27 protein-coding genes are annotated in these 25,549 nt (G+C 35.8%); 17 read left to right on the top strand and 10 right to left on the bottom strand.

Annotation, left to right across the window (positions count from 1 at the left end; translation table 11 throughout):
• Positions 1-39 precede the first annotated feature (39 nt).
• Complete coding sequence (gene glyA / locus VEU72_04430) at positions 40-1,362, top strand: serine hydroxymethyltransferase (GenBank protein HYL66378.1); 1,323 nt, start codon at positions 40-42, stop codon at positions 1,360-1,362.
• Here the strand turns inward: glyA and VEU72_04425 are convergent.
• Both VEU72_04425 and VEU72_04420 read right to left on the bottom strand, forming a co-directional pair.
• Positions 1,359-4,730, bottom strand: coding sequence for a DNA polymerase II large subunit (locus VEU72_04425; GenBank protein HYL66377.1), 3,372 nt, complete (start codon positions 4,728-4,730; stop codon positions 1,359-1,361). The two genes, glyA and VEU72_04425, sit on opposite strands and share 4 nt — an antisense overlap.
• A gap of 1 nt (position 4,731) precedes the next feature.
• Positions 4,732-5,481 carry a geranylgeranylglyceryl/heptaprenylglyceryl phosphate synthase gene (locus tag VEU72_04420; protein HYL66376.1) on the bottom strand — a complete coding sequence of 250 codons (750 nt, stop codon included), beginning with the start codon at positions 5,479-5,481 and terminating at the stop codon, positions 4,732-4,734.
• A 64-nt stretch (positions 5,482-5,545) separates the two neighbouring features.
• Here VEU72_04420 and VEU72_04415 point away from each other — a divergent pair, with 64 nt between their 5' ends.
• From VEU72_04415 to VEU72_04405, 3 genes are all read left to right on the top strand, one after another.
• Positions 5,546-5,908 (top strand): hypothetical protein, encoded by a 363-nt coding sequence (locus VEU72_04415; GenBank protein ID HYL66375.1) that lies wholly within the window; start codon positions 5,546-5,548, stop codon positions 5,906-5,908.
• Positions 5,909-5,980: 72 nt separating this feature from the next.
• The gene (locus VEU72_04410; protein HYL66374.1) at positions 5,981-6,583 is read left to right on the top strand and encodes a winged helix DNA-binding protein; all 603 of its coding nucleotides are present in this window, start codon (positions 5,981-5,983) and stop codon (positions 6,581-6,583) included.
• Between the two features lie 101 nt (positions 6,584-6,684).
• Positions 6,685-6,840 (top strand): AbrB/MazE/SpoVT family DNA-binding domain-containing protein, encoded by a 156-nt coding sequence (locus VEU72_04405; protein ID HYL66373.1) that lies wholly within the window; start codon positions 6,685-6,687, stop codon positions 6,838-6,840.
• Here the strand turns inward: VEU72_04405 and VEU72_04400 are convergent.
• Positions 6,837-7,235: a hypothetical protein gene (locus VEU72_04400; GenBank protein HYL66372.1), complete on the bottom strand. Its 399-nt coding sequence runs from the start codon at positions 7,233-7,235 to the stop codon at positions 6,837-6,839. The genes VEU72_04405 and VEU72_04400 overlap by 4 nt on opposite strands.
• Before the next feature lie 558 nt (positions 7,236-7,793).
• On the opposite strand from VEU72_04400, the gene VEU72_04395 reads away from it, so the two are divergent.
• The gene (locus tag VEU72_04395; GenBank protein ID HYL66371.1) at positions 7,794-9,011 is read left to right on the top strand and encodes an AAA family ATPase; all 1,218 of its coding nucleotides are present in this window, start codon (positions 7,794-7,796) and stop codon (positions 9,009-9,011) included.
• Positions 9,012-9,013: 2 nt separating this feature from the next.
• Here VEU72_04395 and VEU72_04390 read toward each other — a convergent pair whose 3' ends face one another.
• A complete protein-coding gene (locus tag VEU72_04390; protein ID HYL66370.1) occupies positions 9,014-10,441 on the bottom strand; it encodes a DNA-directed DNA polymerase II small subunit in 1,428 nt (475 codons plus the stop codon).
• 79 nt (positions 10,442-10,520) lie between these two features.
• Between VEU72_04390 and VEU72_04385 the strand changes: the two genes are divergently transcribed.
• The 3 genes from VEU72_04385 to VEU72_04375 all read left to right on the top strand — a co-directional run bounded on the left by VEU72_04385 (position 10,521) and on the right by VEU72_04375 (position 13,505).
• Positions 10,521-11,054 carry a stage II sporulation protein M gene (locus tag VEU72_04385; protein HYL66369.1) on the top strand — a complete coding sequence of 178 codons (534 nt, stop codon included), beginning with the start codon at positions 10,521-10,523 and terminating at the stop codon, positions 11,052-11,054.
• Positions 11,055-11,184: 130 nt separating this feature from the next.
• Positions 11,185-11,826, top strand: a complete 642-nt coding sequence (locus VEU72_04380) for a PAC2 family protein (GenBank protein ID HYL66368.1) — start codon at positions 11,185-11,187, stop codon at positions 11,824-11,826.
• Positions 11,827-11,882: 56 nt separating this feature from the next.
• Positions 11,883-13,505, top strand: a complete 1,623-nt coding sequence (locus VEU72_04375) for a plastocyanin/azurin family copper-binding protein (GenBank protein ID HYL66367.1) — start codon at positions 11,883-11,885, stop codon at positions 13,503-13,505.
• Positions 13,506-13,523: 18 nt separating this feature from the next.
• Here VEU72_04375 and VEU72_04370 read toward each other — a convergent pair whose 3' ends face one another.
• Positions 13,524-14,240, bottom strand: coding sequence for an SAM-dependent methyltransferase (locus tag VEU72_04370; GenBank protein HYL66366.1), 717 nt, complete (start codon positions 14,238-14,240; stop codon positions 13,524-13,526).
• 71 nt (positions 14,241-14,311) lie between these two features.
• Between VEU72_04370 and VEU72_04365 the strand changes: the two genes are divergently transcribed.
• Positions 14,312-14,995 carry a PsbP-related protein gene (locus VEU72_04365; GenBank protein ID HYL66365.1) on the top strand — a complete coding sequence of 228 codons (684 nt, stop codon included), beginning with the start codon at positions 14,312-14,314 and terminating at the stop codon, positions 14,993-14,995.
• 536 nt (positions 14,996-15,531) lie between these two features.
• Here VEU72_04365 and VEU72_04360 read toward each other — a convergent pair.
• Positions 15,532-16,890, bottom strand: coding sequence for an NAD(P)/FAD-dependent oxidoreductase (locus VEU72_04360; protein ID HYL66364.1), 1,359 nt, complete (start codon positions 16,888-16,890; stop codon positions 15,532-15,534).
• Between the two features lie 116 nt (positions 16,891-17,006).
• On the opposite strand from VEU72_04360, the gene VEU72_04355 reads away from it, so the two are divergent.
• Positions 17,007-17,324, top strand: a complete 318-nt coding sequence (locus VEU72_04355; GenBank protein ID HYL66363.1) for a hypothetical protein — start codon at positions 17,007-17,009, stop codon at positions 17,322-17,324.
• A gap of 53 nt (positions 17,325-17,377) precedes the next feature.
• On the opposite strand, the gene VEU72_04350 is transcribed toward VEU72_04355, so the two are convergent.
• Positions 17,378-18,037 carry an ACT domain-containing protein gene (locus VEU72_04350; protein HYL66362.1) on the bottom strand — a complete coding sequence of 220 codons (660 nt, stop codon included), beginning with the start codon at positions 18,035-18,037 and terminating at the stop codon, positions 17,378-17,380.
• A gap of 111 nt (positions 18,038-18,148) precedes the next feature.
• Between VEU72_04350 and hsp20 the strand changes: the two genes are divergently transcribed.
• From hsp20 to VEU72_04330, 4 genes are all read left to right on the top strand, one after another.
• Positions 18,149-18,649, top strand: a complete 501-nt coding sequence (hsp20, locus tag VEU72_04345) for an archaeal heat shock protein Hsp20 (GenBank protein HYL66361.1) — start codon at positions 18,149-18,151, stop codon at positions 18,647-18,649.
• Between the two features lie 32 nt (positions 18,650-18,681).
• Entirely contained in the window at positions 18,682-20,817 is a 2,136-nt protein-coding gene (locus VEU72_04340) for a CDC48 family AAA ATPase (protein ID HYL66360.1), read from the top strand.
• A 28-nt stretch (positions 20,818-20,845) separates the two neighbouring features.
• Positions 20,846-21,910, top strand: a complete 1,065-nt coding sequence (gene amrS / locus VEU72_04335; GenBank protein ID HYL66359.1) for an AmmeMemoRadiSam system radical SAM enzyme — start codon at positions 20,846-20,848, stop codon at positions 21,908-21,910.
• A gap of 64 nt (positions 21,911-21,974) precedes the next feature.
• Positions 21,975-22,235 carry an Lrp/AsnC ligand binding domain-containing protein gene (locus VEU72_04330; protein HYL66358.1) on the top strand — a complete coding sequence of 87 codons (261 nt, stop codon included), beginning with the start codon at positions 21,975-21,977 and terminating at the stop codon, positions 22,233-22,235.
• Between the two features lies 1 nt (position 22,236).
• Here the strand turns inward: VEU72_04330 and VEU72_04325 are convergent, their stop codons facing one another.
• Positions 22,237-23,385 (bottom strand): aminotransferase class V-fold PLP-dependent enzyme, encoded by a 1,149-nt coding sequence (locus tag VEU72_04325; GenBank protein ID HYL66357.1) that lies wholly within the window; start codon positions 23,383-23,385, stop codon positions 22,237-22,239.
• A gap of 30 nt (positions 23,386-23,415) precedes the next feature.
• Here VEU72_04325 and VEU72_04320 point away from each other — a divergent pair, with 30 nt between their 5' ends.
• Positions 23,416-24,033: a hypothetical protein gene (locus tag VEU72_04320; GenBank protein HYL66356.1), complete on the top strand. Its 618-nt coding sequence runs from the start codon at positions 23,416-23,418 to the stop codon at positions 24,031-24,033.
• Here VEU72_04320 and VEU72_04315 read toward each other — a convergent pair.
• Positions 24,030-24,305, bottom strand: a complete 276-nt coding sequence (locus tag VEU72_04315) for a peptidylprolyl isomerase (protein HYL66355.1) — start codon at positions 24,303-24,305, stop codon at positions 24,030-24,032. The genes VEU72_04320 and VEU72_04315 overlap by 4 nt on opposite strands.
• Before the next feature lie 191 nt (positions 24,306-24,496).
• Between VEU72_04315 and VEU72_04310 the strand changes: the two genes are divergently transcribed.
• Both VEU72_04310 and VEU72_04305 read left to right on the top strand, forming a co-directional pair.
• The gene (locus VEU72_04310; GenBank protein ID HYL66354.1) at positions 24,497-24,796 is read left to right on the top strand and encodes a 4Fe-4S binding protein; all 300 of its coding nucleotides are present in this window, start codon (positions 24,497-24,499) and stop codon (positions 24,794-24,796) included.
• 93 nt (positions 24,797-24,889) lie between these two features.
• On the top strand, positions 24,890-25,384 hold the full coding sequence (locus VEU72_04305) for a dual specificity protein phosphatase 23 (GenBank protein ID HYL66353.1): 495 nt from the start codon (positions 24,890-24,892) through the stop codon (positions 25,382-25,384).
• Here the strand turns inward: VEU72_04305 and VEU72_04300 are convergent, their stop codons facing one another.
• On the bottom strand, positions 25,385-25,531 hold the full coding sequence (locus tag VEU72_04300) for a hypothetical protein (GenBank protein ID HYL66352.1): 147 nt from the start codon (positions 25,529-25,531) through the stop codon (positions 25,385-25,387).
• Between the last annotated feature and the right edge of the window lie 18 nt (positions 25,532-25,549).

Raw genomic sequence — 25,549 nt, 5'->3', positions numbered from 1 at the left:
ATCGATGTTTTTAAATTAGGAAAGTTGGTCGATCAGTTCATGACAAAATCCTCCCCAAAAGAATCTTGCAAGGAGGTACTTTCTTTGCTCAAAATTCACAATGATTGGTTTGCAAATTCAATACCGCTTATTGCAAGTGAGAATGTTCCAAGTCCTGCTGTCAGAGAGGCAACGATATCTGACTTTGCAAATAGATATGCAGAGGGGTGGCCTGGTGAGCGTGTCTATGCTGGTTGTACATATATCGATAAAGTAGAGTTCAAGTGTATCGAACTAGGTAAAAAATTATTCAAGGCAGAGTTTGTTGACGTAAGACCAATCTCTGGTGTTGTGGCAAATCTTTCCATTTATTCAGCTTTTTCAAATCCAGGGGACGTAATGCTTGCGCCTTCAATTCCTTCTGGTGGACACATCTCTCATGGTAAAAAAGAACATTCTGGAACTGCAGGTTTAGTTCATGGATTAGATATTGAATTTTATCCATTTGATGCCGAAGAGATGTCAATTGATGTAGATAAAACAAAACAAAAGGTAATCGAGCTTGACAAAGCTAGTAGAACTCCAAAGATTGCAATGTTTGGGGGCTCTGTCTTTTTGTTTCCCCATCCTGTTAAGGAGCTTGCTGATTTTCTAAAAGGGTACAAGATGTTTGTCAATTATGATGCAGCTCATGTTGCTGGGTTAATAGCTGGTGGACAGTTCCAAGATCCATTGCGAGAAGGAGCTGATGCAATGACTATGAGTACGCACAAGACCCTCTTTGGACCACAAGGAGGCATGATCGTCTCTTATGAAAAATATAGTGAAGAGATCAAAAAGGCAACGTTTCCCGGAATGACTAGTAATCATCACCTGCATCATATGGCTGGAAAGGCAATTGCTTTTGCAGAAATGTTAGAGTTTGGTAAAAAATATGCAGTCCAGGTTGTAAAGAACGCCAAGGCACTTGCAGAAGCGTTAAACTCCTATGGATTTGGGGTTCTTGGAGAAAAACGAGGATTTACAAAATCACACCAAATCGTAGTAAATGTTCTTTCATTTAGTGATGGTGGAAAAATTGAGGCTGATCTAGAAAAAGCAAACATAATTGTAAACAGACAACTCATACCAGGAGATATCAAGGCTGGAAGAAATTATTTCCATCCAGGAGGAATAAGGCTTGGTGTTGCTGAGATTACACGACTTGGCATGAAGGAATCAGACATGAAAGAGGTTGCAAGATTTATCAAGAAAGTTGTTGTCGACAAAAAAGACGCAAAGAAAATAGCAGTTGAAGTAAAGAAGTTCAGAAAAGACTTTCAAAAGGTCAATTATTGCTTTGAGAACAAGCTTGGTGCCTATGAGTACGTTAAGCTTCGCTAGGCATAATCTGTAAGAAGCGCTTGGTTACCTTCTTCTTTTCCAAAGACCAGTTCTAATTCATCCAAAAGGGACATCACTCTTCCTTTCAAGTATGGATCAATTTTGTATTTATCAAGCAGCCTTGTTGCTAGCTTGAGATATTTTTGGACTGAAGGTCGCGTCATGGTCTGGATTAGTTTGTTACTGCATTCTAGACAATTTCCAGCAAGTGGAACTCTTCTGTAGCTTGCGCCGCAAGCTGTACATCTAAAAGACTGACTAGAATATGCCCTAAGATTTCCCATGATATCAGGTAAGAGATGGGTTGTCATAACCATAGAAACAACTTCGCTTGGGTCTACCGCATTGATGATATCAGCAGTTCTGATTTGCATGTCAAGTTTTTCTAAAAGAGATCCTAGTGTAGAATAGGCACTACGAGATCTTGATGCTGTTAGAGTAGACGTATTGTGTGTAAAATTATATCCATAAAATTGTCTTTCTGTCTCAAGTCTTGACTTTAGGGTCTCAACATCTTTTATCTCACTTGCCTTTTCTTTTGTAAGTGTTGCTTCAAAAAATGAAAGTGGCAAGTACTTTACTACCTCAAAGTTATGGGCCTGTCTTTGGACTTCCTGTGGTATGACAATTGGTTGCACCAATAATGGTGCGTCCATCAGACCCCCAATTCTGTCTGACAGGAATTGTCTTGAAAAATTAAGCAGGCTATCCATCAGAAGCATTATCGAATCAGCGTCTCCATCAGCATCACGTCTTTTTGCAGAGTGCCACACCGGTGTACCATAACAAACATGTGTGTTGGTATAACCAATTATTCGTCCTACAATCCCAACTGATGTATGTGGAGCTAATCCAATCATTAAATGCCCAATAAGATCATCAGTGGTTTTTACTTTGTAAAATTGAGAATGACCAAATAGTTTTACCAGTTCTGTATCCAGATATTTTGATGTCTGTACCAGATATTCTCCACATTCATGTGGTATTATGACATCTTGAATTCTAAGTTCTATTATTTGATCAGAACTAGTGATGGGTTTGCCATTGATATCATGAGCATATCCAAGTTGCACAAGTTTTTCTGGACTGGTTCCAATCCATGCAGGTGTAAAGTGAGTTAGTGGTGCGTTGGTCGCATCAAATCTAATGGTTCCGTCCTTGAAGACATTAAGTCCTAGGCTTTGTCTTATGAGTCCTTTTTCAAGAGGTTCTGCTATTCTGTCTTGGTTTATGAGTTCCTTTACGCCTTTGAATGGTTCCTGAACACGGATGCCAGTCCTTTCCTGTGCAGAATAGAGCCTTTCTTTGAGTGGAAATGACCTATATGTGTGGGATAGTGTCTTTCTTTTACATTTTTCACAATACTCAGACTCTAACTCATCTCGACAAGTTGGGCAGACAAAAAGTACAGTTGTCTTGTTTTTGCATTTTGGACAGGCTATGCTAATTGATGGTTCGTTACAGTTTTTACAAAATCTGTTATTTATATTACAATAAAAATTTGGTTCCTTTGATGCTTTTATCAAGTCTCGTGATGCTCCCCCCTTACTGCCTATTGGAAAGAGTGTGTGTACTGGGGGTTTCATCTTTCTTGCTGCAGCCTTTTCTGGTCTACCAACTCTAATCCCTATTGCCGTTGAAAACTTGTCTTTTATTTTTATCCCAGATACATCAGTGATAAGTTTTGGAACAGTCATGGTATGATCAAGTTTTATGAGTTTTCTAAAAAGCAAATAAAAGAAAATCTTTGCCTCTACGTCTTTTAGTAAAATTGAATCTCCTGCCATTTCATGAGGTACCCCAAGTTTTTCAAGAGTTTCTTTACTATTTTTTTGGTAGATTATCAAGTCGGGATCTGCCTTTTGCGGATTTAGGATTTGTTCAAATTCTTGGATTGAGATCTGGTCCCAATAATACAGATAGTTGGGATGTAATGGAATACCAAAATCAAGTGAGAGTTTGAATGCTTCATCTAGACTTGGTGCCTTTGAAACATATTGTAAGCGTGGATCTTCAGGTTCATATTTTGCAAGCTTTGTTTTGAGTTCCTCGGCCCAATATTCTTCCACATAGCCTGTTGGGACAAGCTCTGCATTGTTTTCCAAGAAATCACCATAGCTGATCAGTATGTCACCAAGGTGAAGGATCTTTTCTATCTGTGGTTTGAGTTTTATGCCGTGATGAGTGTCCCTGATTTTTACGACATTACCATTTCTCAGCCTAACAATTGGTGTGTCCAAGGAATCCACAAAAGCAATGGTTGCAGCCTTTCCTGGGATGTCAACTTTGATCTGTGTACCAACTACTATGGTATGATCCAAAATTTCTGCAATGACAGGATGTATTCCTACTGAGGAAAAGCCAGTATTGCATGCTCGTCCATATCTTAACCTAAAACCACCTAGTTTCTTTGGCATAGAAAGGACGGATCTGCCAGTTATGACCTCTCTCATCCTATGAGATGCTGCATCCTCATCTCCAGTCTGAATTGCACCCTTTAGGCTCTTTAGCCAGTCCCAACCGTCTAATTCAAACAACTCGATGAGTTTTAGTAATTTCCTTGACTTGCCTATCAGACCGTCATTTAGAACTCGAAGGGCGCCACCCCTTACTCTGTTAGTACTGATTCGAGTCATGTTTCTATGGCTTACAATTTCAACCGGATCTGTATCAACACCATCAAGCTCAACTGGAAGATTTGATATGACAGTTACAACATCCTCATCTGGAACATGGTATTGGAAATTTCCAGCCTCTCTCTCATAGAGCCTTAACTCCTCTACAAATCTCCCAGTCTCATCATCAAAGGAGTTTGCCTGGAATTTAGAAAGTCCCGCTATCTTTCTGATGTGGTCTGCAATCAGCATTGTAGATGCTGCTTCGGTTCCGCCTGCAGACCTGATTGGTCCTGCAAATGATACAGAAAGGTAATCAGAGCCATCATGATTTTTCTTTATCTTTACCTCACTAATTCCCTGCAGTGGGGCTACTGTAACACCTTCTGTCACTATGGCAAGGCCTACCCTTACTGCTAGATCAAGCCTCTCTTCTAGTGAAGTATCTGGTCCAGAATACTTGCCTAAAGCAATCTCCTCAGATAGGGTCAAGGCGGCAAGCTCCTTTGTTGTGCTTTGAATCAATACCCTTAGTCGTTCAGTCACATCAATGTCATGCATCTTGGATACACGATCTGCGAGATCAAACGCAATCTTGGGCTCTACCATCCCAGACGAGTCTGCCAAGGTAGATTTTGCAACAGCTGCCTTCTCAAATGTTCTAAAGACCTCTTCAGAAAGTTTGGTGTAGTAATCAAAATAATATCTAGGCATTGGGACTTCGTTTAGTCTCAATGCTACGTTTTCAGACATGTTACTTCCTTACAGTCTGGATGGCTTTTACAATATCGCTTAGAGTCTTGAGGCTACCGCCTTTCTCAAGCATGGTACCAATAACAATGGCATCAGCTCCTGCTTTGACTATCTCAGATGCAGTCTGAGGAGTCTTGATTCCCCCACCTACTATCAAAAAGCCCTTGAAAACCTTCCTTACGGCCGCAACCATCTCTGGTTTTACGTTAGATTTTGCACCAGATCCAGCCTCAAGATAGACAAACCTCATTCCCATGAATTGTGCAGAAAGGGCATACATTGCTGCCAAATTTGATTTCTCAAACGGTATGGTCCTTGCAGAGCCTACAAACCAAGCCGACGTTCCCTCACCAATTATGATGTATGCTGTTGGAAGCGGTTCTAAACCAAACTTGAGTACACTGGGTGCCCCCAACGCTTGAGCTTGTGAGATGAAATAAGGGTTATCAGAGTTCAAAAGGGAACTAAACAGGATTGCATCAGCGCCTGGTACAACACCTGTAACATTTCCTGGAAATAGAATAATTGGGATCTTAAGAGCTTTCTTTAGTATCTTTACCGTTTGGGCCATGCCAAGCTGATCTGTTGCTGATGAACCCCCAACAAGTATTGCAGAAGCTCCTATCCTCTCAACCTCTTTTGCAAGCTTGACTGATGATTTTACTTCAGATATTTCAGAGTCTATTAATACAAAGAGCAGGGCTTTTTTTCTCTTCAGAGTGTCTTTTAGATAGCTTTCTACGTTTGGCATAAGACTGGTTATTGGGTATTCATTTAAAGTTTAATTGAAAGTATGTATACAGATCTGTATAGCTATGGCGGAGTCTCCTAATCCAATTTCTAACAATATAATAAGGCAAATTATAAAAAAATCTCTATTTACAGAAAGACAAATTGAAATTATTTTAAATCAACTGAACCTACACAAGACCCAGTTTACGATAAGTAAAGGGGCATATTTCAGGCAAGTAGGTCAGTCAAGGGACAAGTTAATTGGGTTATTCTATTCTATAATATTGTTAAGAGGCCTAGGCATACTTGTGCCTGAGGATATTGATGTGATTTCAAGGCTATCTGAACAAGTTTCTGTGATACATAGTAGTGATGTATTTACTGAAAAGGAGGAAGAAATCATGGTTGTGATAGGTGAGTTAGTAAATCGTGCCTGTAGAGTGTGATTTTATCTCTTTTATGATCTAACTCTAGTCTAGAATTAGTGATAAAGTAATGTTGTGATTGATATGTAATGTGTGAACAAGTTTTACTCAAACATGATAAATCACATAGATATGCAAAATATAGTGATGTTAGTAGATATACCTGATATAGGCACAATAATAGGTATTTTTATTGCATTTGTGTTAGGTATTGTTGCAATAGTGGTCTACAACAAAGTAAAACCTCTCATAAAGACCGATTCAGATCTTTTAAAATCCTATACGGAGCGCCTACAATATTATGAAAATCAGTTAATAGATATGAAAATACGTATAGATTCTGCTGAATTATTGAAGGAATCTGAAGAATTGGAAATTCCTATCCCAAAGCCAAAAGAAGTAAAAGGAGAGAAGATGGTCCCTGCCCAGGAAGAGAAACCAAAGGAGCGCATGCATAACATGAATTTTGGAAATGCTACAGATTATGTTTTAAGATTAATCACAGAAAAACCTATGACATCACGTGATATACAAATCACAATAGGACGAACTAGAGAACACACATCACGCATGATGAAGAAGCTTTTCGAGGAGGGTTTGGTGGAAAGAAACATGCAGACCAAACCATTCACCTATTACATTACAGATAAGGGTAAGACAAAGCTGGATATTGCCAAATTAACCCCCCAACAATAGTTTGACCAAGGATCCTCCATATTCATTGCCACAAAATATCATTTTATAATAATTTCATATAATAATAAAATCTTAAATAGATAAATTAATTATTCTATATCATGCCCACAAATGAAGAACTGATCAAAATCACCTCAGGTGGAACCATTTCCATTCCAATACAATTTAGAAAATATCTACAATTACAAAAAGGTGATTATGTTAGGGTAGTAATGGAGCAGGACTGTCTCGTTATTAAAAAAGCTATAATATCCTAAGTTTCCAGATTCCGTTGTTTCTGGGCCAGTTTGATTACCTGATATGCCCACTCCCTGCCTTGTCTTTCCCTGACTATCTTTCCTTTTGTGGCAAACCTGGCAAGGTATGTGGATACTATACTAAGTTTGATTGGTACTCCATATTCATCCTCATATTTTTCAAGTATCTCAGATGAGGTAAACTTGCCCAGTGGGAAATGTTTGTCCACCATATACCAAATCTTGGAGCCAATTGAGTCTAGTTGAGGAGACTCTTCTACTTCTTCAATGTTGATTAAATCCATTAATTCGAATATCTTTAACATTTTATCCCTAGTTACGTTGCCTTCTAGGCTAAAGTTGTATTTGGCCCCCTCCGAGTCCTCTAGGTCAATCCTAATCTTTTTTCTTGTCATTGTGATCGATTGGGTTAACACCTTAACACTTGAACAGATCAAAGAATATTTGTTAACCAGTGTGTTTGTTAACATTCACTGCCTAGCTCACGCCTAGTTTGTTATGGCACCTTAACTAGGCACCTTTCCCTTTATACCACAATATGTATGAATTTCATGCCTAGACTGGAAACATAGGGGTCTATTCTACAACCTTAACATTGTTAAGACCTGACTTCACGCCTGGACTGGAAATAAAGGGGTCAAATTAGGCTTTTCCACATCTAGTTTAACATTTTGTTCACATGATGTTAATTTTGTTTTAGGCATACCCACACACCTTTGTTTCTTCTCTGTCTACATATGGATTCTATCTTTGATAATACAATTAGAATAGAATAACTAAATTTGGTTTATCATTAATTATTTTATTTTCTTTAAAAAAATATTTTTTAATTAAGCTAGAGTGGAAGTATTGGTGTGTGGGTTTTTCAGAAACAAGTGTATATGATCGCACTTGTTTGTTAACAATTATTCAATGATCTATTCAAATTCCAAAGCGCGATCGGATCGATCTCAATGGCTTTAGCATACAGCGACCCAATAGACAAATTACTTGATGACGTAGCAAACGGAAAATCATTATTTAAAAATAGAGAAGCACTACATTTTGCCTTTATCCCAGAAAACATTCTTCATAGAGATGAAGAGCAAAAGAAAGTCACACAATCACTTATTCCATTATTAAAAAAATCTCGTCCATCTAACCTACTTGTTTATGGAAAACCAGGTACTGGAAAGACCCTAGTTGTAAAGAAGATACTAAACAAGATACAGGAAAGGGCAAAAGAAAAGTCATTTCCAATAGAATTGGTTTATGCAAACTCTAAGGAAGAAACAACACTCTATGGATTATTGGTAAAATTTGGCCGCCAGTTAGGGCTAACAACTCAAAAAGATCTACCAAGCACCGGTCTATCCATTAGTGAGGTGTTTAACAGAATCATTTCTATTATAGAAAAAAACTCTCTTAATACGGTCTTTGTAGTAGATGAAATTGATTATCTCGCAGAGCTAGTATCAAAAACAGGCAAAGATGTCTTTTACTCACTTACCAGAGCAAATGAGAGACTAAAGAAAGGTTCACTTACACTAGTAGGAATCTCAAACGATCTCACATTCAAGGAAAGACTAGATCCAAGGGTCTTGAGCAGCCTAAGTGAGGAGGAAATTGTATTTACAAATTATAGTGTAGGACAAATTAAAGAAATTCTCGAAGAAAGAATCAAAGTTGCATTCATTTCCACGGCAATTGAGCAGGCAGCAGTAAACCTCTGTGCTGCAATGGCAGGCCAAGAACATGGAGATGCAAGACGAGCCATTGATCTCTTACGTGTAGCTGGAGAAATAGCAGAACGAGAACAAGCAGACCATATCAAAGAAGAACACATCAGAAAAGCCTCACTAAAAATGGAAGAAGACAAGGAAACCACTGCACTTAATTCTTATCCACTCCATGAAAAACTGTTAATTTTAGCCGTAATGAAAGCAAACGGGACAACAACTGGAGAAATTTATCATTCCTACAAAAACCTCTGCAAGATTATCAGACAAAAGGAGCTTACACAAAGGCGCATCACCCAAATACTTAGTGAAATAGAGATGACGGGTCTAATTTCAGGAAAAATTATTCACCAAGGAATGCATGGAAGGACAAAAAAATTCAGTCTTACATTACAACCTGACACAATAAAAAAAGCATTCAAAGAAGACCTAACACTTGAAGATTTAATCTAGAATTATTCTTTTTCAGTAAAGTCTTTGGTAAAAACCTTCATTGTGGCCAAATTTACAATAACGGCAATTCCCGGAGTTGGTGTGACCCCAACACTTGCTTGATATGCTGTTTGTGTTTGCCAAGCTCCAGAGTTTACAATAAGTGTACCCTTGTACATGTCAAGATCAACAACATGAATATGTCCTGAATGAAAAATGTCTGGAACATCATTTATCACCATCATGTCTTCTGTCTCAGGCGCAATTGGAGTTCGTTTTCCATAGATAGGACTAAGATGTCTTGCTTTTAGTAAAACACGCATTGCCTTTGCAGGCTGTGAATAACTTAGCCCAGGTGTGGTTCCAACAACATCATCCAAGCTTTGTCCATGAAACATTAAGATTTTGACACCGTTTAGCTCTAACATGGAGGGATTACCTAACATGAAAAAATTTTCCCTATTCCATAAAGTTAGATTGTGTTTTTCTGGAATTGCAGGTTGGGGTAGAGCTCTACGACCTGGATCATGGTTTCCTGGAATTATGAAAACTTTGATGTGTTTTGGAATTTTATCCAATAATTGAGCTGCTTTTAACATCTGTTGATTAGTATCAACTAAAAGTAATTCCTTATCCTGGTTTGGGAAAATTCCAATCCCGTCTACCACATCACCACCAACCAAAACAAAGCGAACTTTCCTTGCTATTGGGTCTGGACTTGAGAGCCACTCTACAAACTCTGTAAACTCTTTTTCCATGAAATACTTACTTCCTACATGCAAATCAGAGATCAAAACAGCATAGGTCTCAGTCTTTGAACGATTTGTAACATGGTCTGGAACATCTGGTACAACCAATTCTTTTACAATAAAACCACCATTTTTCCCTGGAACAATTGTAAACATTACAAACTGGTCCATTAGGAGGGAATTGGCCGTCTCTTGTAGGTCCTTGTTAAACACCAATACCTCAAGAGAACCAGTCGGGTCATCTACAACAAGTTTTGTTACATCTCTGTCTATTTTTCTATCCATCAAAAGACCAGCTACAAAGACCTCCTCTTTGATTTTACCGCTTTTAATGGTGTCAATAGGGCTTAGTTTTTTAGATTGAGACCTCTGCAATATTATTTTTAATAATTTTGAGTACCGGCTTGCAAAAAGCGCACTAAAACCATCAATTCCTTCTGCTGATGTGATTTTTTTTGTAGGATCTGATAAAATTACATGATTATTTTCTATGTTTTCATCAATCCCAGAATCAACAAACATTTTCAAATCATTTTGATTTATCAAAAACAAGTTTTGCTTTGTCTTTTCTCTTACTACTTGTTTGATTATTCTCTCAAGCTCTTTTACATCAATTTTTTCAAGTATTTTAAAAGCATCAGGATGAATCTGAAAACCCCTACTTAACGCATAGGTCAATGCAGATGAGACATCTTCTTTCATCAAGGACTCATAATAGAACTTTTAATTAAATCTGTTTCAAACTGTCAACCCTCAAATAGAGTTTATTTTAACTCAAAATATGTTTAGGAAAAAAAGAATTTTAATTGGGTTTATTTTTGTTGGAATTTTTGCCACATCATTTTCTATAGGAGCTGAAATCAAAATGCCACAAGAAGATTCTAAAGCATTTCTTAAAGAATTTGAACAGGCAGTAGAAGGAATTAATGCAATTGGAATATTTACACATAATGCCTCAATTGGATTACCAATGTTTATCCCAGGGTTTGGAATTGCCTGGGGGTTGTTTGCATCCGCATCAACAGGGCTTGCTTTTAATGCCATTGCATCTACATCTCCATTACTTGCCAAAATTCCACCAATAACTATTCTAATAATATCTCCCTTTGGAGTAATGGAACTTGCAGCTTATTCCATAGGAATGTCACGAAGCTTCATCCTCATCTGGACCATAATTAAAAAAAATCCAATAAAACAGGAAATCCGACCAACCATAATTGAAATAGGAATTGTAATCGCTTTACTACTTGCGGGAGGATTCATTGAATCTGCAATGATAAGTCAATACGGATCTATTACTCATTTAAAATCTTAGATTCATTTTTATTTTAACATAAAATACAAAGCAATAATGCTTGGTCTAAAAATCCATACTCTTCCAAAACTAAAAAACCCAAACATGATTGCCGCCCTTCCAGATATGGGTAACGTTGCAGGCATAGGGAATGGATTTTCTTGTAAAAAAACTAAAAGCAAAATTATTTGCTGAAATTTATGCATTTTGGCCTCCTGCTGTGTCTTATGAAAAAGGCTTGATTCAATATAATCAATCAAGCTACAAGTTTCATTATTGTGAAAAAGAAAATCTTGTAATTTTTTCTGGCGAATTTAATCCCTCAGATCCAAGAAGACTGTATGAATTGTGTTATAAGGTAGTTGAGATGGCTAAGAAACTCAAAGTCGATATATTATACTCCATTGGAGCAGCATTGAGATCTCCCAATCCTACTGAACCAAAGTTATTTGGTGTAGCATCATCAACTAATCTTACTAATCTATTAAAAAAACAAAAAATCGAACTTCTAAATGGCAAAGGACAGATAACGGGCTTTAATGGATTAGTGCTTGGTATTGCAAAAGAAAAAAATCTTGACAGTATTTGCATTCTTATGGAAATTGATAATCCGAACATTATACAACCAAAAGCAACACAAACAATCCTTGTCAAACTTTTAGAATTATTGAAAATAAAACCTCTAGATATGAAAGACTTGGAAGAAGAAGAAAAAAGGAAAAAGTTCATGGAGCAACAAATGAACTATATGGATGATCTGGCTAGGAAAGACAAGCAGCCAGGAATTGCCTAATTATGTTGATAAATTTTACCTATTAATTAAATACAACTTTAAACTTTAATTCAATTATGAAACTTGGATTAATTTTACTAATCTCAATTACAGGAATATTACTAACAATCTCATTACCTCACGCTTATTCTCAATTAATGTCAGATAACAAATATCTAGTACAAGCCACAGGTTTTGTAGTAGGAACTCAAACCATTCAAAGTTCCGAGATTGATTTACAGTTTTCAACAGGGACTTTGAACAATGGTAACACTCCGGTAACACTAGAAAGTGGTTTAGTTTCTATTTCTGGCAATAACTATCTTAACTCTGGAACTTGGGCTACAACACTATTGCGTAATGGACAATTTATAGTAGTTACAGGTGATGCCCAAAATTCAAACGGTGACACAATTCATGTTAACATATTTGGGAGACTGGTTCAAACAAGTCAAGAAGGATCAGTTTATTACTTTACAGGAAAGATAACTGGCACAACTGAGCCATTCCAAGTTGCTTTCAGTGCAAAAATAACCTCAACGATTTCTAATGTTATCCCACCAACACAAATCACTCCGACACAAACTACACCAACACAAAATCAAGGAAATACATTCCAAGTAAGTATTGTACCAGGCGCATCTAATCAATTTAATCAAAATTATTTTTCACCATCTTCCATATTGATCACACCAGGTACAACCATTGTCTGGACAAACAACGACTCTGTACCACACCAAATTGAAAGCGGAATTATATCAACATCAACAACAAATGCAAAAGGTTCATTTTCTCCAGATGGACAAATCATCAGTCCTGTTATTGCACCAGGACAGACATTTCAATATACAGTAAATAATGTTGGAACTATAACATTCTACGATCCTTCATATTTGTGGATGTCAGGTGCCATAACCTCAAAATCAGTAACTACCACACAAGTGAAGACAACTCAAATTTCAATATTACAAGGAGCATCAACTATGAAAACAGGACAAGTTCTTTCTCCACCATCTATCCAAATTACTCCAGGTACAACCATTGTCTGGACAAACAACGACTCTGTACCACACACACTTCTTAGTGGAATTTTATCTACAACAACACAAGGGCAAAGAGGCTCTGCCAATCCGACAGCAATTGCACCTTCATTTCAACCAGATAATCAAATTAACAGTGGCACCATTTTACCAGGACAATCATTTCAATACACAATGAATCGTGTAGGTACCATAACATTCTACGATCCTTCATACACATGGATTAATGGTGTAATCTCATCAATTTCACAAATATCAACACAGAGTAAACCCATTCAAATAAGCATACAACCAGGTTCGTATCAACCCCAAGGTTCTGCATCACAACAAAACCAACTTTATACCAATCAGTATTACTTACCAACTGATCTACAAATCATTCCTGGTACTACTATTATTTGGACAAACAATGATACAGTATCTCACAGAGTTCTTAGTGGACATAGCACACAAAAAAATGATAATCCTTTCACACCAGATGGAAAATTTGATAGTGGCCCTCTTGCACCAGGACAATCATTTCAAGTTACAATAAACGACGTGGGGATCATCAGATTTTATGATCCATCATATACATGGATGAACGGTGTTATAGTTTCAATCCCTGCCTCTTCTTCACAAACCATAACAGCCCCATCTCATAATCCAGGGCTTCACTAAATCAAAAGTAAAATTATTTTATTTAAAATTAATATATGATTCAAGTTTTGTTTGATCAAAAACCATGACTGAAAGATCTGAAAACTGCCTTCCCTCTAAATCCTTAACCATACCTACAAACGAGGTTTCTTTATCTGTAGTTAAAAATTCAAAAACATGAACTTTCATTTTTGAGGTATCAAATCCATGATCTTTTAAATAGAAAGCAACCTCAGACTGCATAAAGTGTTTTGAAGGATCTTTAGGCCACGGTCTTGGTACAAGCACCACACTATATCCATCTAATAATGCCTTTTGTAGTTCGATCTTTTTTTCTTCAATACTTGTAGTTATATGCATAGTGATTACTTTGCTTTTATCAAGAGGCACTCTTGCTTTTGATGCTGCAACCTGAACAGAACTAATGCCGGGAATTATTTGCACATTTCCAAAAATCTCAATTAGTCTGTCTACAACTTCGGATTCAGAGAAATTCACATCACCAGTGAATGGAACAACTAATGTCTTATCACCTAATGTTTTTGCAATTTTCTGATAGGTTTCTTCTTGGTCTTGCATGGTTATCTCACATACTTCTTTATTGACCAAAAGTCGCTCAATTGTTTTAAGTGTGTATTTGTATCCAACCACGATATCAGAATATAGTATTATTTCTTTTACAACATCAGTTATGTATCTAGGAGATCCAGGACCCACTCCTACAGCATAAACTTCTCCCATGTGTTTGTTTTTCAATGTCGTAATATAATCTACAAAATTTTAATTTTACAATTGGCTTTTATTATAGGGACTGACGAATTCAGTTATTGCGTTTTAACTTACTTGCACCAAGCATTTGTTTTCTTCTTTTTGTAAGCTTGATACCTCAAATACTTGCAAGTTCCAATTCTACAGAAGAAACAGGAAATTATACTAATCAACTATTAGGATTCTCTTTTCATCCACCAGATAATTGGACAGTACAAGAATTAAAAAAGACACAACCAAATGCACCTGATGTTGCTATAGTTGGTACAAAAGTAGATGGATTTGCACCAGCCATCTCCGTTTCTGTTGAGAATTCAAACGGAACTTTACTTGAAGAATACGTTAAAGATCAGAAAGCACGACTTCAACCTGCAGTTGATGCTGGTAGATTGATTTTCCTATCTGATGAAACCAAAAAAATCAATGGGTATGATGGCTACATTTCAGAATCAAAAGGTGAATTTTTATCTCAAAATCAAGGATTCATAATTAAATTTAAAGAAGCTATCATATCAACAAATGACAAATTCTATACAATTACTTATGCAAATCAGGAAAAGCATTTTGATGATGATTTACAAAACTTTGATGACGTCTTAAACTCATTTCAAATAGTTTCAAACGAATCAAATCAACCACAAAGTAATCTCAAGTATGAGATTAGCATAGGTATCGCAATATGCGTAGGCGTAGCAGTAGGAATTTTAGTTAAAAGAAAAAAATCTCTTAAAAAAGAATCATAACACCATTTTTGAGAACGATTCTTTGGTTTTTTACTGAAATTTGAGAGCCGTATCCTCTCAAGTATTTAATATCATAGTGGTTTTGGTGATCTTTGAGAGTCAATGTAGGAAAGACGTGGGTGATTTTTCTATGATGGACATAATAAAATTCGGTACATCAACAAAGCGAAAAATTAGTACTATTACTGCAATCGTCACTACAACGTTAATAGTACGATTTTTACGGTCAAGATTTCGTTGTTGTGAGAGTCGTCGAAGAACTATTCGCATAGCATAAAATGTCCCTAGTCCACAAAGAGTGAAAAACACTATTTCGAATATGTAAAACCAAGTCAAAATTTTGTTAGCTTGTTCTTGTGTCATCTGAGCATAAGCCAATTGTGGTACAATGAAAATGCCAATAACAAGAATAATGTAAAGATGTTTCATGACATCATTACTTCCATATTGATCTTAAAGATTCTCCGACAAATCATAACGTTCGATATTACCTAGACAGCGTCAGTTTTCATGCGTAAAAGGGGGGTTTACTATTTTTACCAAACATCATCAACTTCATCAAGCTCCTTGTATTCTACAGGTAATTCACGTCTGAAGATTTTCAATCTGGATATGTCTCTGTCAAAGAATAGATCTGTAGTCCAATCAAGAAAAATCCTTACGCGTTTGTCAAGTCTTGGAATTTTAGAAAGGTAGACAGTCCTCCAAATCCACCATGCTACAAAACCATGTAAATGTAATCCAAATATGGTAGCAATAGCTGATCTCTTTCCTATTATTGCCATCTGACCTCTTGAAGAAAATTCAAATTTTCTTTTTTGTTTATTTTTTATTATGGCTTGTAAATTATATGCTACAATTTTTGCTCCAGCTTCTGCGCTTTGCGCAGTTGGGGGGTATGGTCTATTGGTTTGTGGATTTAGTAAATAACAACAATCTCCAATGGCAAAAACTCCAGGAAAATCTGGAGCTTCCAAAAATTCATTTACAACAATTCCTCCCCTATTTGTCTTAAAGACAGATTTTTTTATTATATCAACTGGGGTAATACCTGCAGTCCAAACCAAAGTTCTTGTCTGAATTGCTTCTATAACAGGTTGGCTTGCTGCAGTTTTATTTGGATCAACTACATCTTCTATTATTACCTCAGAACCAGAAAAACTTGAGAGTTTCTTACCAAGTTTGACCTCTACCCCATGCTCTGTTAGTTTTTCTAGTGTAAATTTAGCTAGTTTCTCATTAAATCCTGGTAAAATAAATGAGGCTGCTTCTAAAACAATTACTCGAATGTCTTCTTTTTTTATATCTGGATAATATTTTCTTGCATCACGTACAAAATCATTTAATTCACCAGCTGTTTCAATTCCAGCAAATCCACCTCCAACTATTACAAGTGTAAGTAAACTTTTCTTAAGAATTGGGTCGCTTTCATTCTCTGCTTGCTCTAACATGTCTATTATTCTATTTCGTAAAACTACTGCATCGTTTAACGTCTTCATGGAATATGCCCTCTCTTCCATTTTATCAATTCCAAAAAAGTTTGTTTGACTTCCTAATGCAAGAACAAGAAAATCATAATGTAAAGAAATACCGCGTCGTTCATTAGTTCCAGTAAGAGTTACAATCTTTCCATAGGGATCAATGTTTTTGATTTGTGCTTCATAAAATATAGTTTTTTTACAAAGAGTCCTAATTGGTATCACAACATGTCGTGTCTCAATCATCCCTGATGCTACTTGGGGAAGCATGGGAGTAAAAAGAAGAAAATTGTCTTCGCTTACCAGAACGATTTCAATATCTGTATCATTCATAAAATATGACTCTAGTTTTCGCATACATTCTACGCCAGCAAATCCCCCACCTAGAATCAGAATTCTCTTCTTTCCTTCAGACATTTACACTTAAACCCAATTTGCCGGTTATATCCTATGGGTCTGATTATCATTCCTTCAAATATTAAAATAAAAATACTAAGGGAACAATAAAATATCATAAAAACTGGTAAGACTATATGAAGAAAGAGTACGTAGTAGTTCGTATTGATGCCGCGCCTGATGGTGCGCCATATGTGGTAATTTCTCTCTCATCACCTAAGGATTTTAGAGAGCAGAACCAGCCAATGTCTCCTTTTGGTTCAAATGTTATGGGTTTTACGAATATGGATGATATGGTAAAAGGCCTTAACAAAATGATGTCTGGAGGGGTATTTGGCCAAGCAGGTGGAATTACTTCAATGAAACTGGATATGCGTGAATACAAAGAACTTGGACTTTCTGTAGGAGATAAGGTCTTTTTAGAAATCTCAAAGCCAGAATCTCTTGGTGTCTAAATATTTTCTATCTTTTATATTTAAAATTTAATTAGATATTGCCAAGATACATACTATCTTGAAATCTCAGAACGCAAAATTTCATAGGCTCTTGCAGCGTCTTTCTCCTTTAATACAATGATGATGTCATCCTGGCCAAAAAAGGCATTTACAAGTTCTATTCCATTACTATGCAGTATCTCAGATACATAAGAAACTATATCAGAACCACTTTGAGATTCTGGAACACGTATGCTGATTTTTGCTAATCCTGTTTGAAAATTGTTTTTCTGAAATGGAAATGATTCTAAAAGTTTTCTTACATCCAATATGTCTTCAGTTAAAACTCTAAATGAATCTGTGAATCTAAAAAACTCGTAATCAGGATCTATCTGTGTAAATTTATCCATAAGCGTAGCAGTATCATTTGCCCCAAATTCATCAGTTGCAAATTTGATATCTAAAATTCCATCTGTTAATGAAAGTCTGGCATTTTTTAAAACAGGTTCTTGTTGAACTTCGTCTTTTTTATCAAATGAATCTGCATATCTTTTGATTGCAACAACAACGGTGTTCAGGTTTACAGGACCAACCTGAGCTTCAACATCTTTTTGGATCTTCACAGCTAGGGCAGTATAATTTATCAAATCCATCTTTATGCAATCATAAATTGAGCGGTTCCTAGTGATAATTTCCCGTACAGCATCTGGGACAGAAACATTTGCAGTCTTCAAGCATAAATAATATTAATTGTCATATATAATAGTCTTATGTAAGAATACGGTATATACTTACAAAAACTATATATAATGTAATATGTATTACATTATGTAAGTGATTATAACATGTTCCTAAATGACGAGTTCGACAACCTCTTCAAAAGAATGTCTCGACCATTCATGAATATGGACGATATATTCGAAGAGTTCAAGGATTCAGACAACCTCCAGACCTATGGTCCATACTATTATGGTTACACCATGACAATTGGGCCAGACGGTAAACCAGTTGTAAAAGAATATGGAAACGTAAAATCAGCACTTCTACCAACATCTGATGTAAGAGAACCTTTTGTTGACGTTCTAGTTGATGACAAAGAAAAAGTTCTGAAACTTGTAGCTGAAATGCCAGGTGTAGAAAAGAAAGACATCAAGATCGTAGTTGAAGGACGCACAGTAAATCTTGATGCAGAACATGGCGAGAAAAAATATAGTGCCAAAGTACCTATAAAACAAAAGGTAGACGAGGATTCTGTAAAGGCAACATATGCTAACGGAATTCTTGAAGTAAGGTTCAAACTGAAAGAAGACGAAAAACCAAAAGGAAAAACTGTGGAGGTTGAATAAATCCAACCCCTATTTTTTATGGTGATTAATTTATGAGCGAAATAATTTTAAAAATAGAAGAAATCTCACAACGCCATGTAGGCAAGGGCATTGCCCTAGTAGATCCAAAAATAATTGAGGATAACAACTGGGAAGTTGGCCAAGTTTTAGAAATTATCGGTAATAGAAAAAGTCATGTAAAGTTATGGCCTGGTTCTCCAGAAGACTATGGTACTGGAATCATAAAGATTGATGGATTAACGCGACATAATATTGATGCTGGCATAAATGACAGAGTAACTGTCAAAAAAGTAGACGCAAAAGAAGCAGAACAAGTGGTTTTGTCACCAATTGAAAAACTAAGTGAGGAAGGATTACAAGAATATATGCAAGTAAACTATGATGGTCACGTCTTAACAAATGGAGACACACTTATTGTAATGACACATCTTGGCGCTAGAACTCAATTGATTGTAACAGGTACTACTCCATCTGCAAAACCTGTCATAATAACTGAACAAACTAAATTCAAGCTAGGCAGTATGACTAAGGCAATTGACCACAGTATTCCACGAATTACGTATGATGAATTAGGAGGACTAAAGAAAGAAGTTCAAAAGATACGCGAGATGGTAGAGCTTCCAATGAGACATCCTGAATTATTTGAAAAATTAGGTGTGGAAGCACCAAAAGGAGTATTGTTGTATGGTCCACCAGGCACAGGAAAGACACTTTTAGCAAAAGCAGTGGCAGGAGAAACAAACTCTCATTTCATTTCACTTAGTGGGCCAGAAATTATTGGAAAATACTATGGAGAAAGCGAAGAACGATTACGTGATATCTTCAAGCAAGCTGAAGAGGGTGCACCAAGTATAATATTCATTGACGAAATTGATTCAATAGCTCCAAAAAGGGAAGAAGTTACTGGCGAAGTAGAAAAAAGAGTAGTTTCACAGTTATTGACTTTAATGGATGGAATGAAATCAAGAGGCAAAGTAATTGTCATTGCAGCAACAAATAGACCAGACTCACTTGATCCTGCAATAAGAAGACCAGGAAGATTCGATCGTGAAATTGAGATTGGAATACCAGACGAAGCAGGTAGAAAAGAAATCCTGGATATTCATACACGTGGCATGCCTCTTAATGACAAAGTCAACTTAGATCAAATTGCAAGAGTAACACATGGATTTGTTGGCGCTGATTTAGAAATGCTTGCAAAAGAGGCAGCAATGAGATCATTACGAAGAATCTTACCTGAATTAGATCTTGAAGAAGAAAAAATTCCTGCAAAAATTTTACAAAAAATCATGATTACTGATGATGACTTTAAAGATGCATTAAAAGAAGTAAGACCATCTGCATTAAGAGAAGTACTAGTTCAAGTTCCAAATGTCACATGGGATGATGTTGGAGGATTAGAATCACTTAAGGAAGAATTACACGAAGCTGTTGAATGGCCACTAAAACACAAAGAAGCATTTGAGTATACTGGAGTTACTTCACCAAAAGGAATTTTATTACATGGTCCACCAGGCACAGGAAAAACATTGATTGCAAAAGCTCTTGCACATACTACGGAATCTAACTTTATCAGCATTAAAGGCCCAGAGCTCTTATCAAAATGGGTAGGAGAATCTGAAAAAGGTGTGCGAGAGATTTTCAGAAAAGCAAGACAAGCTGCTCCATGTATAATATTCTTAGATGAAATAGATGCAATAGCACCAGCCAGAGGTTCTGGAAGTTCAGATTCACATGTTACCGAAAGAGTAGTTTCACAAATTCTAACAGAAATTGACGGTCTTGAAGAATTGAATAATGTGCTAGTGATTGGTGCTACCAACAGAGTAGACATTGTTGATCCTGCATTATTGAGACCTGGAAGATTTGATAGAATAATTGAAGTGCCATTACCAGATTCAAAAGGACGTGAAAACATCTTCAAGATTCATACCATGAAAAAGCCCCTAGCAGAAGATGTGAATTTAACAAAACTTGTGGAAATGACAGAAGGATTTAGCGGAGCGGAAATTGAGGGTGCTTGTAGTAGAGCAGCAATAACTGCAATAAAGCGATACGTAGACAACAAAGAAAAATCAGTTAAATCCATAAAGATTACGCAAGAAGATCTATTAAATGCAATTAAAAAGCTGAGACCAGAAAAAACTTCTATGCATGCAGTGACGTGATAGCTTATATGATAATTTTAAGTAGTAAATGGTAACGTCCAAAGAAGCAATACTCTATGAAAAGATGCCAAATGATAAGGTTCGTTGCACAGCATGTGCTAGATATTGTGAAATTGGCAATGGACAGATTGGTCTTTGTGGTGTTCGAGGAAATAAAGGCGGTAAACTCGAGTTATTTGTTTACGGTAGAGTGATTTCTGGTCATGTAGATCCTATAGAAAAAAAGCCAGTTATTCATTACAGACCTGGTACTAGCATCTATTCCATAGCTACTACTGGTTGTAATTGGTTGTGTAAATATTGTCAAAACTATGACATCAGTCAACGAAGAAAAGTAGAAGGAATTGAAATGACTCCCGAACAAGTAGTAGATCAAGCCATAAGATATGGTGCTGATGGAATAGCCTATACCTATAACCAGCCATCCATCTTCATCGAATTTGCACGCGACTGTGGTGTTATTGCAAGAAAAAAAGGTCTTTTCAATATTTTTGTCTCAAATGGTTACGATACACCACAAACAGTAAAGATGATGGATGAATTTCTTGATTGTATTACTGTTGACTTTAAGGGTAATGCCGAACCTAATTTCACCAGAAAATACATCGGGGTTCCTGATCCAAAACCAATTTTTGATACTCTAAAAGAAATTAGAGATAAAACCAAAATTCATGTAGAAATAACTGATTTAATAATTCCAGAAGTTGGAGATAATTTAGAATATGCAACCAAGCTCTGTAAGTTCATTTATGATGAATTTGGGCCCGAAATGCCAATTCATTTCTTGCGGTTCCACCCAGATTATAAAATGATGGAATTTGAATCAACACCAATTAAGACACTTGAAAAACACTATGAAATTGCGAAAAAAGAAGGACTCGCATACGTATATCTTGGAAACGTACCTGGCCATCCGCTTGAGCATACGTACTGTTCTCAATGTAATAACATAGTTGTCAAAAGATATGGTTTTGATATTCAAGGTTGGAATATGGACGAAAATAATAACTGTAAATTTTGTGGAAATAAAATTCCTATAACTGGAAAATTAGCAGAAAATTATAAACGAAATAGATTTCAGTTTGTTTTCTAGCGGGTAATTGCACTTAAGATAAATCCTAGTCAAAGGTTAAATATTGTGAAACGAGAATTACCTTATGCCTACAACCTATATCTTGTTAAATTCTGATTTAGGTTCTGACGTAGAAATAATTCAGAAAATTAAAGAAATACTGGATAAGGAGGGAAAATCCATTCGATACGAAGTCCAAGGAGTATATGGTGTGTATGACATAATTGTAAAAATAACAGCAGATAACATGGATCTTTTACGAAACATCATAACAAACAAAATCAGAAAAATAGACAAAGTGTATTCAACCTTAACAATGATGGTTATAGAAGAACAAGAACAATAAACTAATTTTTTTTAATTACATCTATTACTTTGAGAATTTGAGATTCTGTATTAAAAAAGTGCATAGAAGCTCTAATCACTTTTTGAGCAAAGATTTCTCGCACTGCCAGAATCATGTTTTGCTTCTCGAGTCTTTCTACAACAATTTTTGGGTCTTGATTTAGAAGTGAAAAAGAAACAATACTCGTTCTTTTTTCTGGTTCATCAGGTCCGTACAAGACAACTCCTGGAATTCTTGATAACTCCTCACGCATCATATTGGCAAGTTTGATATTCTTTTTTCTAATATTTTCAAGACCTAATCGTAACAAATAGACAATAGATGCCTCAAGACCAGCTATGCCTGCCCAATTGCGAAATCCAGCTTGGAATTTAGCTGGCATCTCCTTGTAAGCAATCTTACCTTCATGAAATAAGGCTGACTCTCCACCTACCTGAAGCGGTTCTAGCATTTCACCTGATTCTTTTTTACAAAAAAATATTCCAGTTCCCATCGGACCACAGAGCCACTTTGAACCATTAAAAGACATAAAATTACACTTGATTTTATTTACATCAACATCTTCAAGACAACCAACTGTTTGTGCAGCATCTATGAAATATGGAATATTTTTTTCAGCTAAGATATTTCCAATTTGTTCTACAGGTAAAACTGCACCTGTGTTAAAGAGAGCGTGACTTAGTACAACAAGACCAGTATTATTGTCAATCATATTTTTTAATTCTTCAAGGTCAAAATAACCAATATTGTTGACTTTCAAATTATTTACCGTCAACTTTTGAGCTAAACGTATCCATGGATAATAATTTGCAGGATGCTCATGATTTGAATCACGAATTATGATGTTTGATGTTTGTTTTAATTTCAAACCACTGGCAACCATATTAACACCATCTGTAGTGCTTTGAGTGAAGATTACCTCATCTGGTTTGCATTTTATTAAATGTGAGACAGCCTTTCTTGCAAGAAATAATCTTTCCGTTACGTAACTATCTGCTTTTTTTGAATCTGGCCCCATCTCATTATAACTTACAAGAAAATCAGTCATCGCCTTTATACTAGAAATTGGCATCAATGAAGTTGATGCGTTGTTTAGATAGATTGTATCTTTAAACGGAAAATCTTGAGAAACATCATAATCTAAATTCATTATTATATTACGATCTATCTAACTACAACGTTGTTTAAAAATCATGATAATACTTCAAAGGCTGAAATTATTTTGAATTTACAAAACATACTTAGGCCAAACAAAATTAATTCAGTTTTGTATTCTGATTCATTTCTTAAAGCTGGTTTTATTGCAAAACTTGTAAATGATCTTAAACTGGATGTATTGTATTTGGATCTTGATTTATTGTATAGTGGATATATTGTATCTGGAATGATTAAGACTCCGCAAAACCTTACTTTGTTTCAACCCACTTTTGAAATACTAAATAATACACTAGCAAAAATTTTGGTAGATTTGAGTACAAAAAAATCTGTAGTGATAATAGATTCCCTTAATGGGCTTTTTAACATGTTAAACAAAAAAAAGGACATTGGCAAGCTTGTCACATCATATGTAATGTTGCTAGCTAGTATTGCATATAGTACTGGCTCTTATGTTGTCATAACAAGTATGGTTCGATTCAAAAAAGAAGAAGGTTGGGTACTTTCTTCTACGGGAAAACGGCTAATAGAAGCAAAAAATGGAGAACAAATTTTACTTGAAAAAAATGATCAAGGAATAATTTTAAATTTTTTAGATAAAAAAGAAAAATCAATTATCCCTGCAGATTCAATTCCACTTTAATCCAATCTTTTTATTATGTGATATCCGAACTGAGTTTTTACTATGTCTGAAACCTGACCTTTCTCTAGAGAAAATGCAGCTTTTTCAAATTCTGACACCATCATACCTCTACCGAAATACCCAAGATCGCCACCTCGTTTTTTCGAGCCATCAATTGAATATTCTTTAGCAAGATTTGCAAAGCTTTCACCCTTTGTAATTTTTGTTTTTAATTCTTGAGCAATACTTAGCTTTTCAACTAGAATATGTGCACAATGAACTTTGTTTGCCATGATTTTAAAATAAAATTAAATTATAAAAAAACGTCGATTACATGCAATACACTTAACTCATTCTAAAAATTTAGAATAAGCTAATGATCTCAAATAAAATTTTAACACTGTTATAAAATTCTCAAACGCCGTTATAACTCAGTTATTTTGAGCAAGTTATATTAAGATCCGTTAGCGAATTAATACTGAATATGCCAGTTGGAATAATACCCGATATAGGCGAACAAATGTGTATAGGATGTGCACTCTGCGTAGAGATCTGTACATCACTAGGCCCAGACGTACTAAGAGTAAAACCAGTAGAAGGCTGGAAGAGGGGTAAAGCATTTGTCTTTTATCCAGAAAGATGCATCTCAGACGGTGCATGTATAGGAGTTTGCCCAACAAAAGCAATCTTCTGGATGAGACCAATGGACTTTACAGTAGGTCAACCAGTACCATTATACAGAAACTCTGTATTCGTCAAAGGTTGGACTGAACTAGCAGAATAAGTAGTCCGACAATTAACTTTCTTTTTCTTTAAACTATACTAGTGAATACTATACCACGCTGTCTAAATATATGGAAAAATTCAACCATAATTGTTGAGCAAACCCGGTAACTTATGGCGTCGTGTACATGGTAAGATAACAAAAAAACCAACTAACTTTGGCTGGTTAATTAACAATAAACTTGCAGGAAGTGGAATGCCAACATCTATAGCTGAGCTTGAATGGGTTAGAAAACGGGGCGTGAAATCCATTATTACAATGACAGAAAATCCTCTTCCAGAGTCATGGATTAAAGATATTAACTATCTTCATGTACCCACAGAAGATCTTTCTGCACCAGACATGGATAAAATAGATCAGACTGTTGACTTTATCCAAAAACGGATCAAAAATGATGAACCTATTATGGTTCACTGTGCAGCTGGAATTGGTAGAACGGGAACCATATTAGCTTGCTACTTGATAAAATATCATAACTTATCTGCTAAAAATGCAATTGAAAAAGTACGTAAAGAAAGACCAGGCTCCATACAATCTGAATCACAAGAAATAGCAGTAGGTCTTTATCACAAATTTGTTCACAAGTAACTATTCTGGTATAGAAGTAGTTACCATTTTTCCATTTTCAAGCTTGATAAACAAAAATCTGTTATCCTTGAAGATCAAAGTTATTTCGCCATTTTTTTCTTCTACTTCAAGCAGTTCCTGTCCTCTAAGTCCATCAAATTTTGCCATAACCTAACTCTAATAATT

It is taken from the genome of Nitrosopumilaceae archaeon, from assembly GCA_035631875.1.
Taxonomy (GTDB): Archaea; Thermoproteota; Nitrososphaeria; order Nitrososphaerales; family Nitrosopumilaceae; genus TA-20.
The sequence above is the reverse complement of the archived record's forward strand: the minus strand, read 5'-3'. Positions and strand labels throughout refer to the sequence as shown.

What these genes read in the sequence shown, in the direction of transcription:
- glyA (HYL66378.1), top strand. Translation starts at nt 40, where the DNA reads ATGACAAAATCCTCCCCAAAAGAATCTTGCAAGGAGGTACTTTCTTTG.
- VEU72_04425 (HYL66377.1), bottom strand. Translation starts at nt 4,730, where the DNA reads ATGTCTGAAAACGTAGCATTGAGACTAAACGAAGTCCCAATGCCTAGA.
- VEU72_04420 (HYL66376.1), bottom strand. Translation starts at nt 5,481, where the DNA reads ATGCCAAACGTAGAAAGCTATCTAAAAGACACTCTGAAGAGAAAAAAA.
- VEU72_04415 (HYL66375.1), top strand. Translation starts at nt 5,546, where the DNA reads ATGGCGGAGTCTCCTAATCCAATTTCTAACAATATAATAAGGCAAATT.
- VEU72_04405 (HYL66373.1), top strand. Translation starts at nt 6,685, where the DNA reads ATGCCCACAAATGAAGAACTGATCAAAATCACCTCAGGTGGAACCATT.
- VEU72_04400 (HYL66372.1), bottom strand. Translation starts at nt 7,235, where the DNA reads ATGACAAGAAAAAAGATTAGGATTGACCTAGAGGACTCGGAGGGGGCC.
- VEU72_04395 (HYL66371.1), top strand. Translation starts at nt 7,794, where the DNA reads ATGGCTTTAGCATACAGCGACCCAATAGACAAATTACTTGATGACGTA.
- VEU72_04390 (HYL66370.1), bottom strand. Translation starts at nt 10,441, where the DNA reads ATGAAAGAAGATGTCTCATCTGCATTGACCTATGCGTTAAGTAGGGGT.
- VEU72_04385 (HYL66369.1), top strand. Translation starts at nt 10,521, where the DNA reads ATGTTTAGGAAAAAAAGAATTTTAATTGGGTTTATTTTTGTTGGAATT.
- VEU72_04380 (HYL66368.1), top strand. Translation starts at nt 11,185, where the DNA reads ATGGATTTTCTTGTAAAAAAACTAAAAGCAAAATTATTTGCTGAAATT.
- VEU72_04375 (HYL66367.1), top strand. Translation starts at nt 11,883, where the DNA reads ATGAAACTTGGATTAATTTTACTAATCTCAATTACAGGAATATTACTA.
- VEU72_04360 (HYL66364.1), bottom strand. Translation starts at nt 16,890, where the DNA reads ATGTCTGAAGGAAAGAAGAGAATTCTGATTCTAGGTGGGGGATTTGCT.
- VEU72_04355 (HYL66363.1), top strand. Translation starts at nt 17,007, where the DNA reads ATGAAGAAAGAGTACGTAGTAGTTCGTATTGATGCCGCGCCTGATGGT.
- hsp20 (HYL66361.1), top strand. Translation starts at nt 18,149, where the DNA reads ATGTTCCTAAATGACGAGTTCGACAACCTCTTCAAAAGAATGTCTCGA.
- VEU72_04340 (HYL66360.1), top strand. Translation starts at nt 18,682, where the DNA reads ATGAGCGAAATAATTTTAAAAATAGAAGAAATCTCACAACGCCATGTA.
- amrS (HYL66359.1), top strand. Translation starts at nt 20,846, where the DNA reads ATGGTAACGTCCAAAGAAGCAATACTCTATGAAAAGATGCCAAATGAT.
- VEU72_04330 (HYL66358.1), top strand. Translation starts at nt 21,975, where the DNA reads ATGCCTACAACCTATATCTTGTTAAATTCTGATTTAGGTTCTGACGTA.
- VEU72_04325 (HYL66357.1), bottom strand. Translation starts at nt 23,385, where the DNA reads ATGAATTTAGATTATGATGTTTCTCAAGATTTTCCGTTTAAAGATACA.
- VEU72_04315 (HYL66355.1), bottom strand. Translation starts at nt 24,305, where the DNA reads ATGGCAAACAAAGTTCATTGTGCACATATTCTAGTTGAAAAGCTAAGT.
- VEU72_04310 (HYL66354.1), top strand. Translation starts at nt 24,497, where the DNA reads ATGCCAGTTGGAATAATACCCGATATAGGCGAACAAATGTGTATAGGA.
- VEU72_04300 (HYL66352.1), bottom strand. Translation starts at nt 25,531, where the DNA reads ATGGCAAAATTTGATGGACTTAGAGGACAGGAACTGCTTGAAGTAGAA.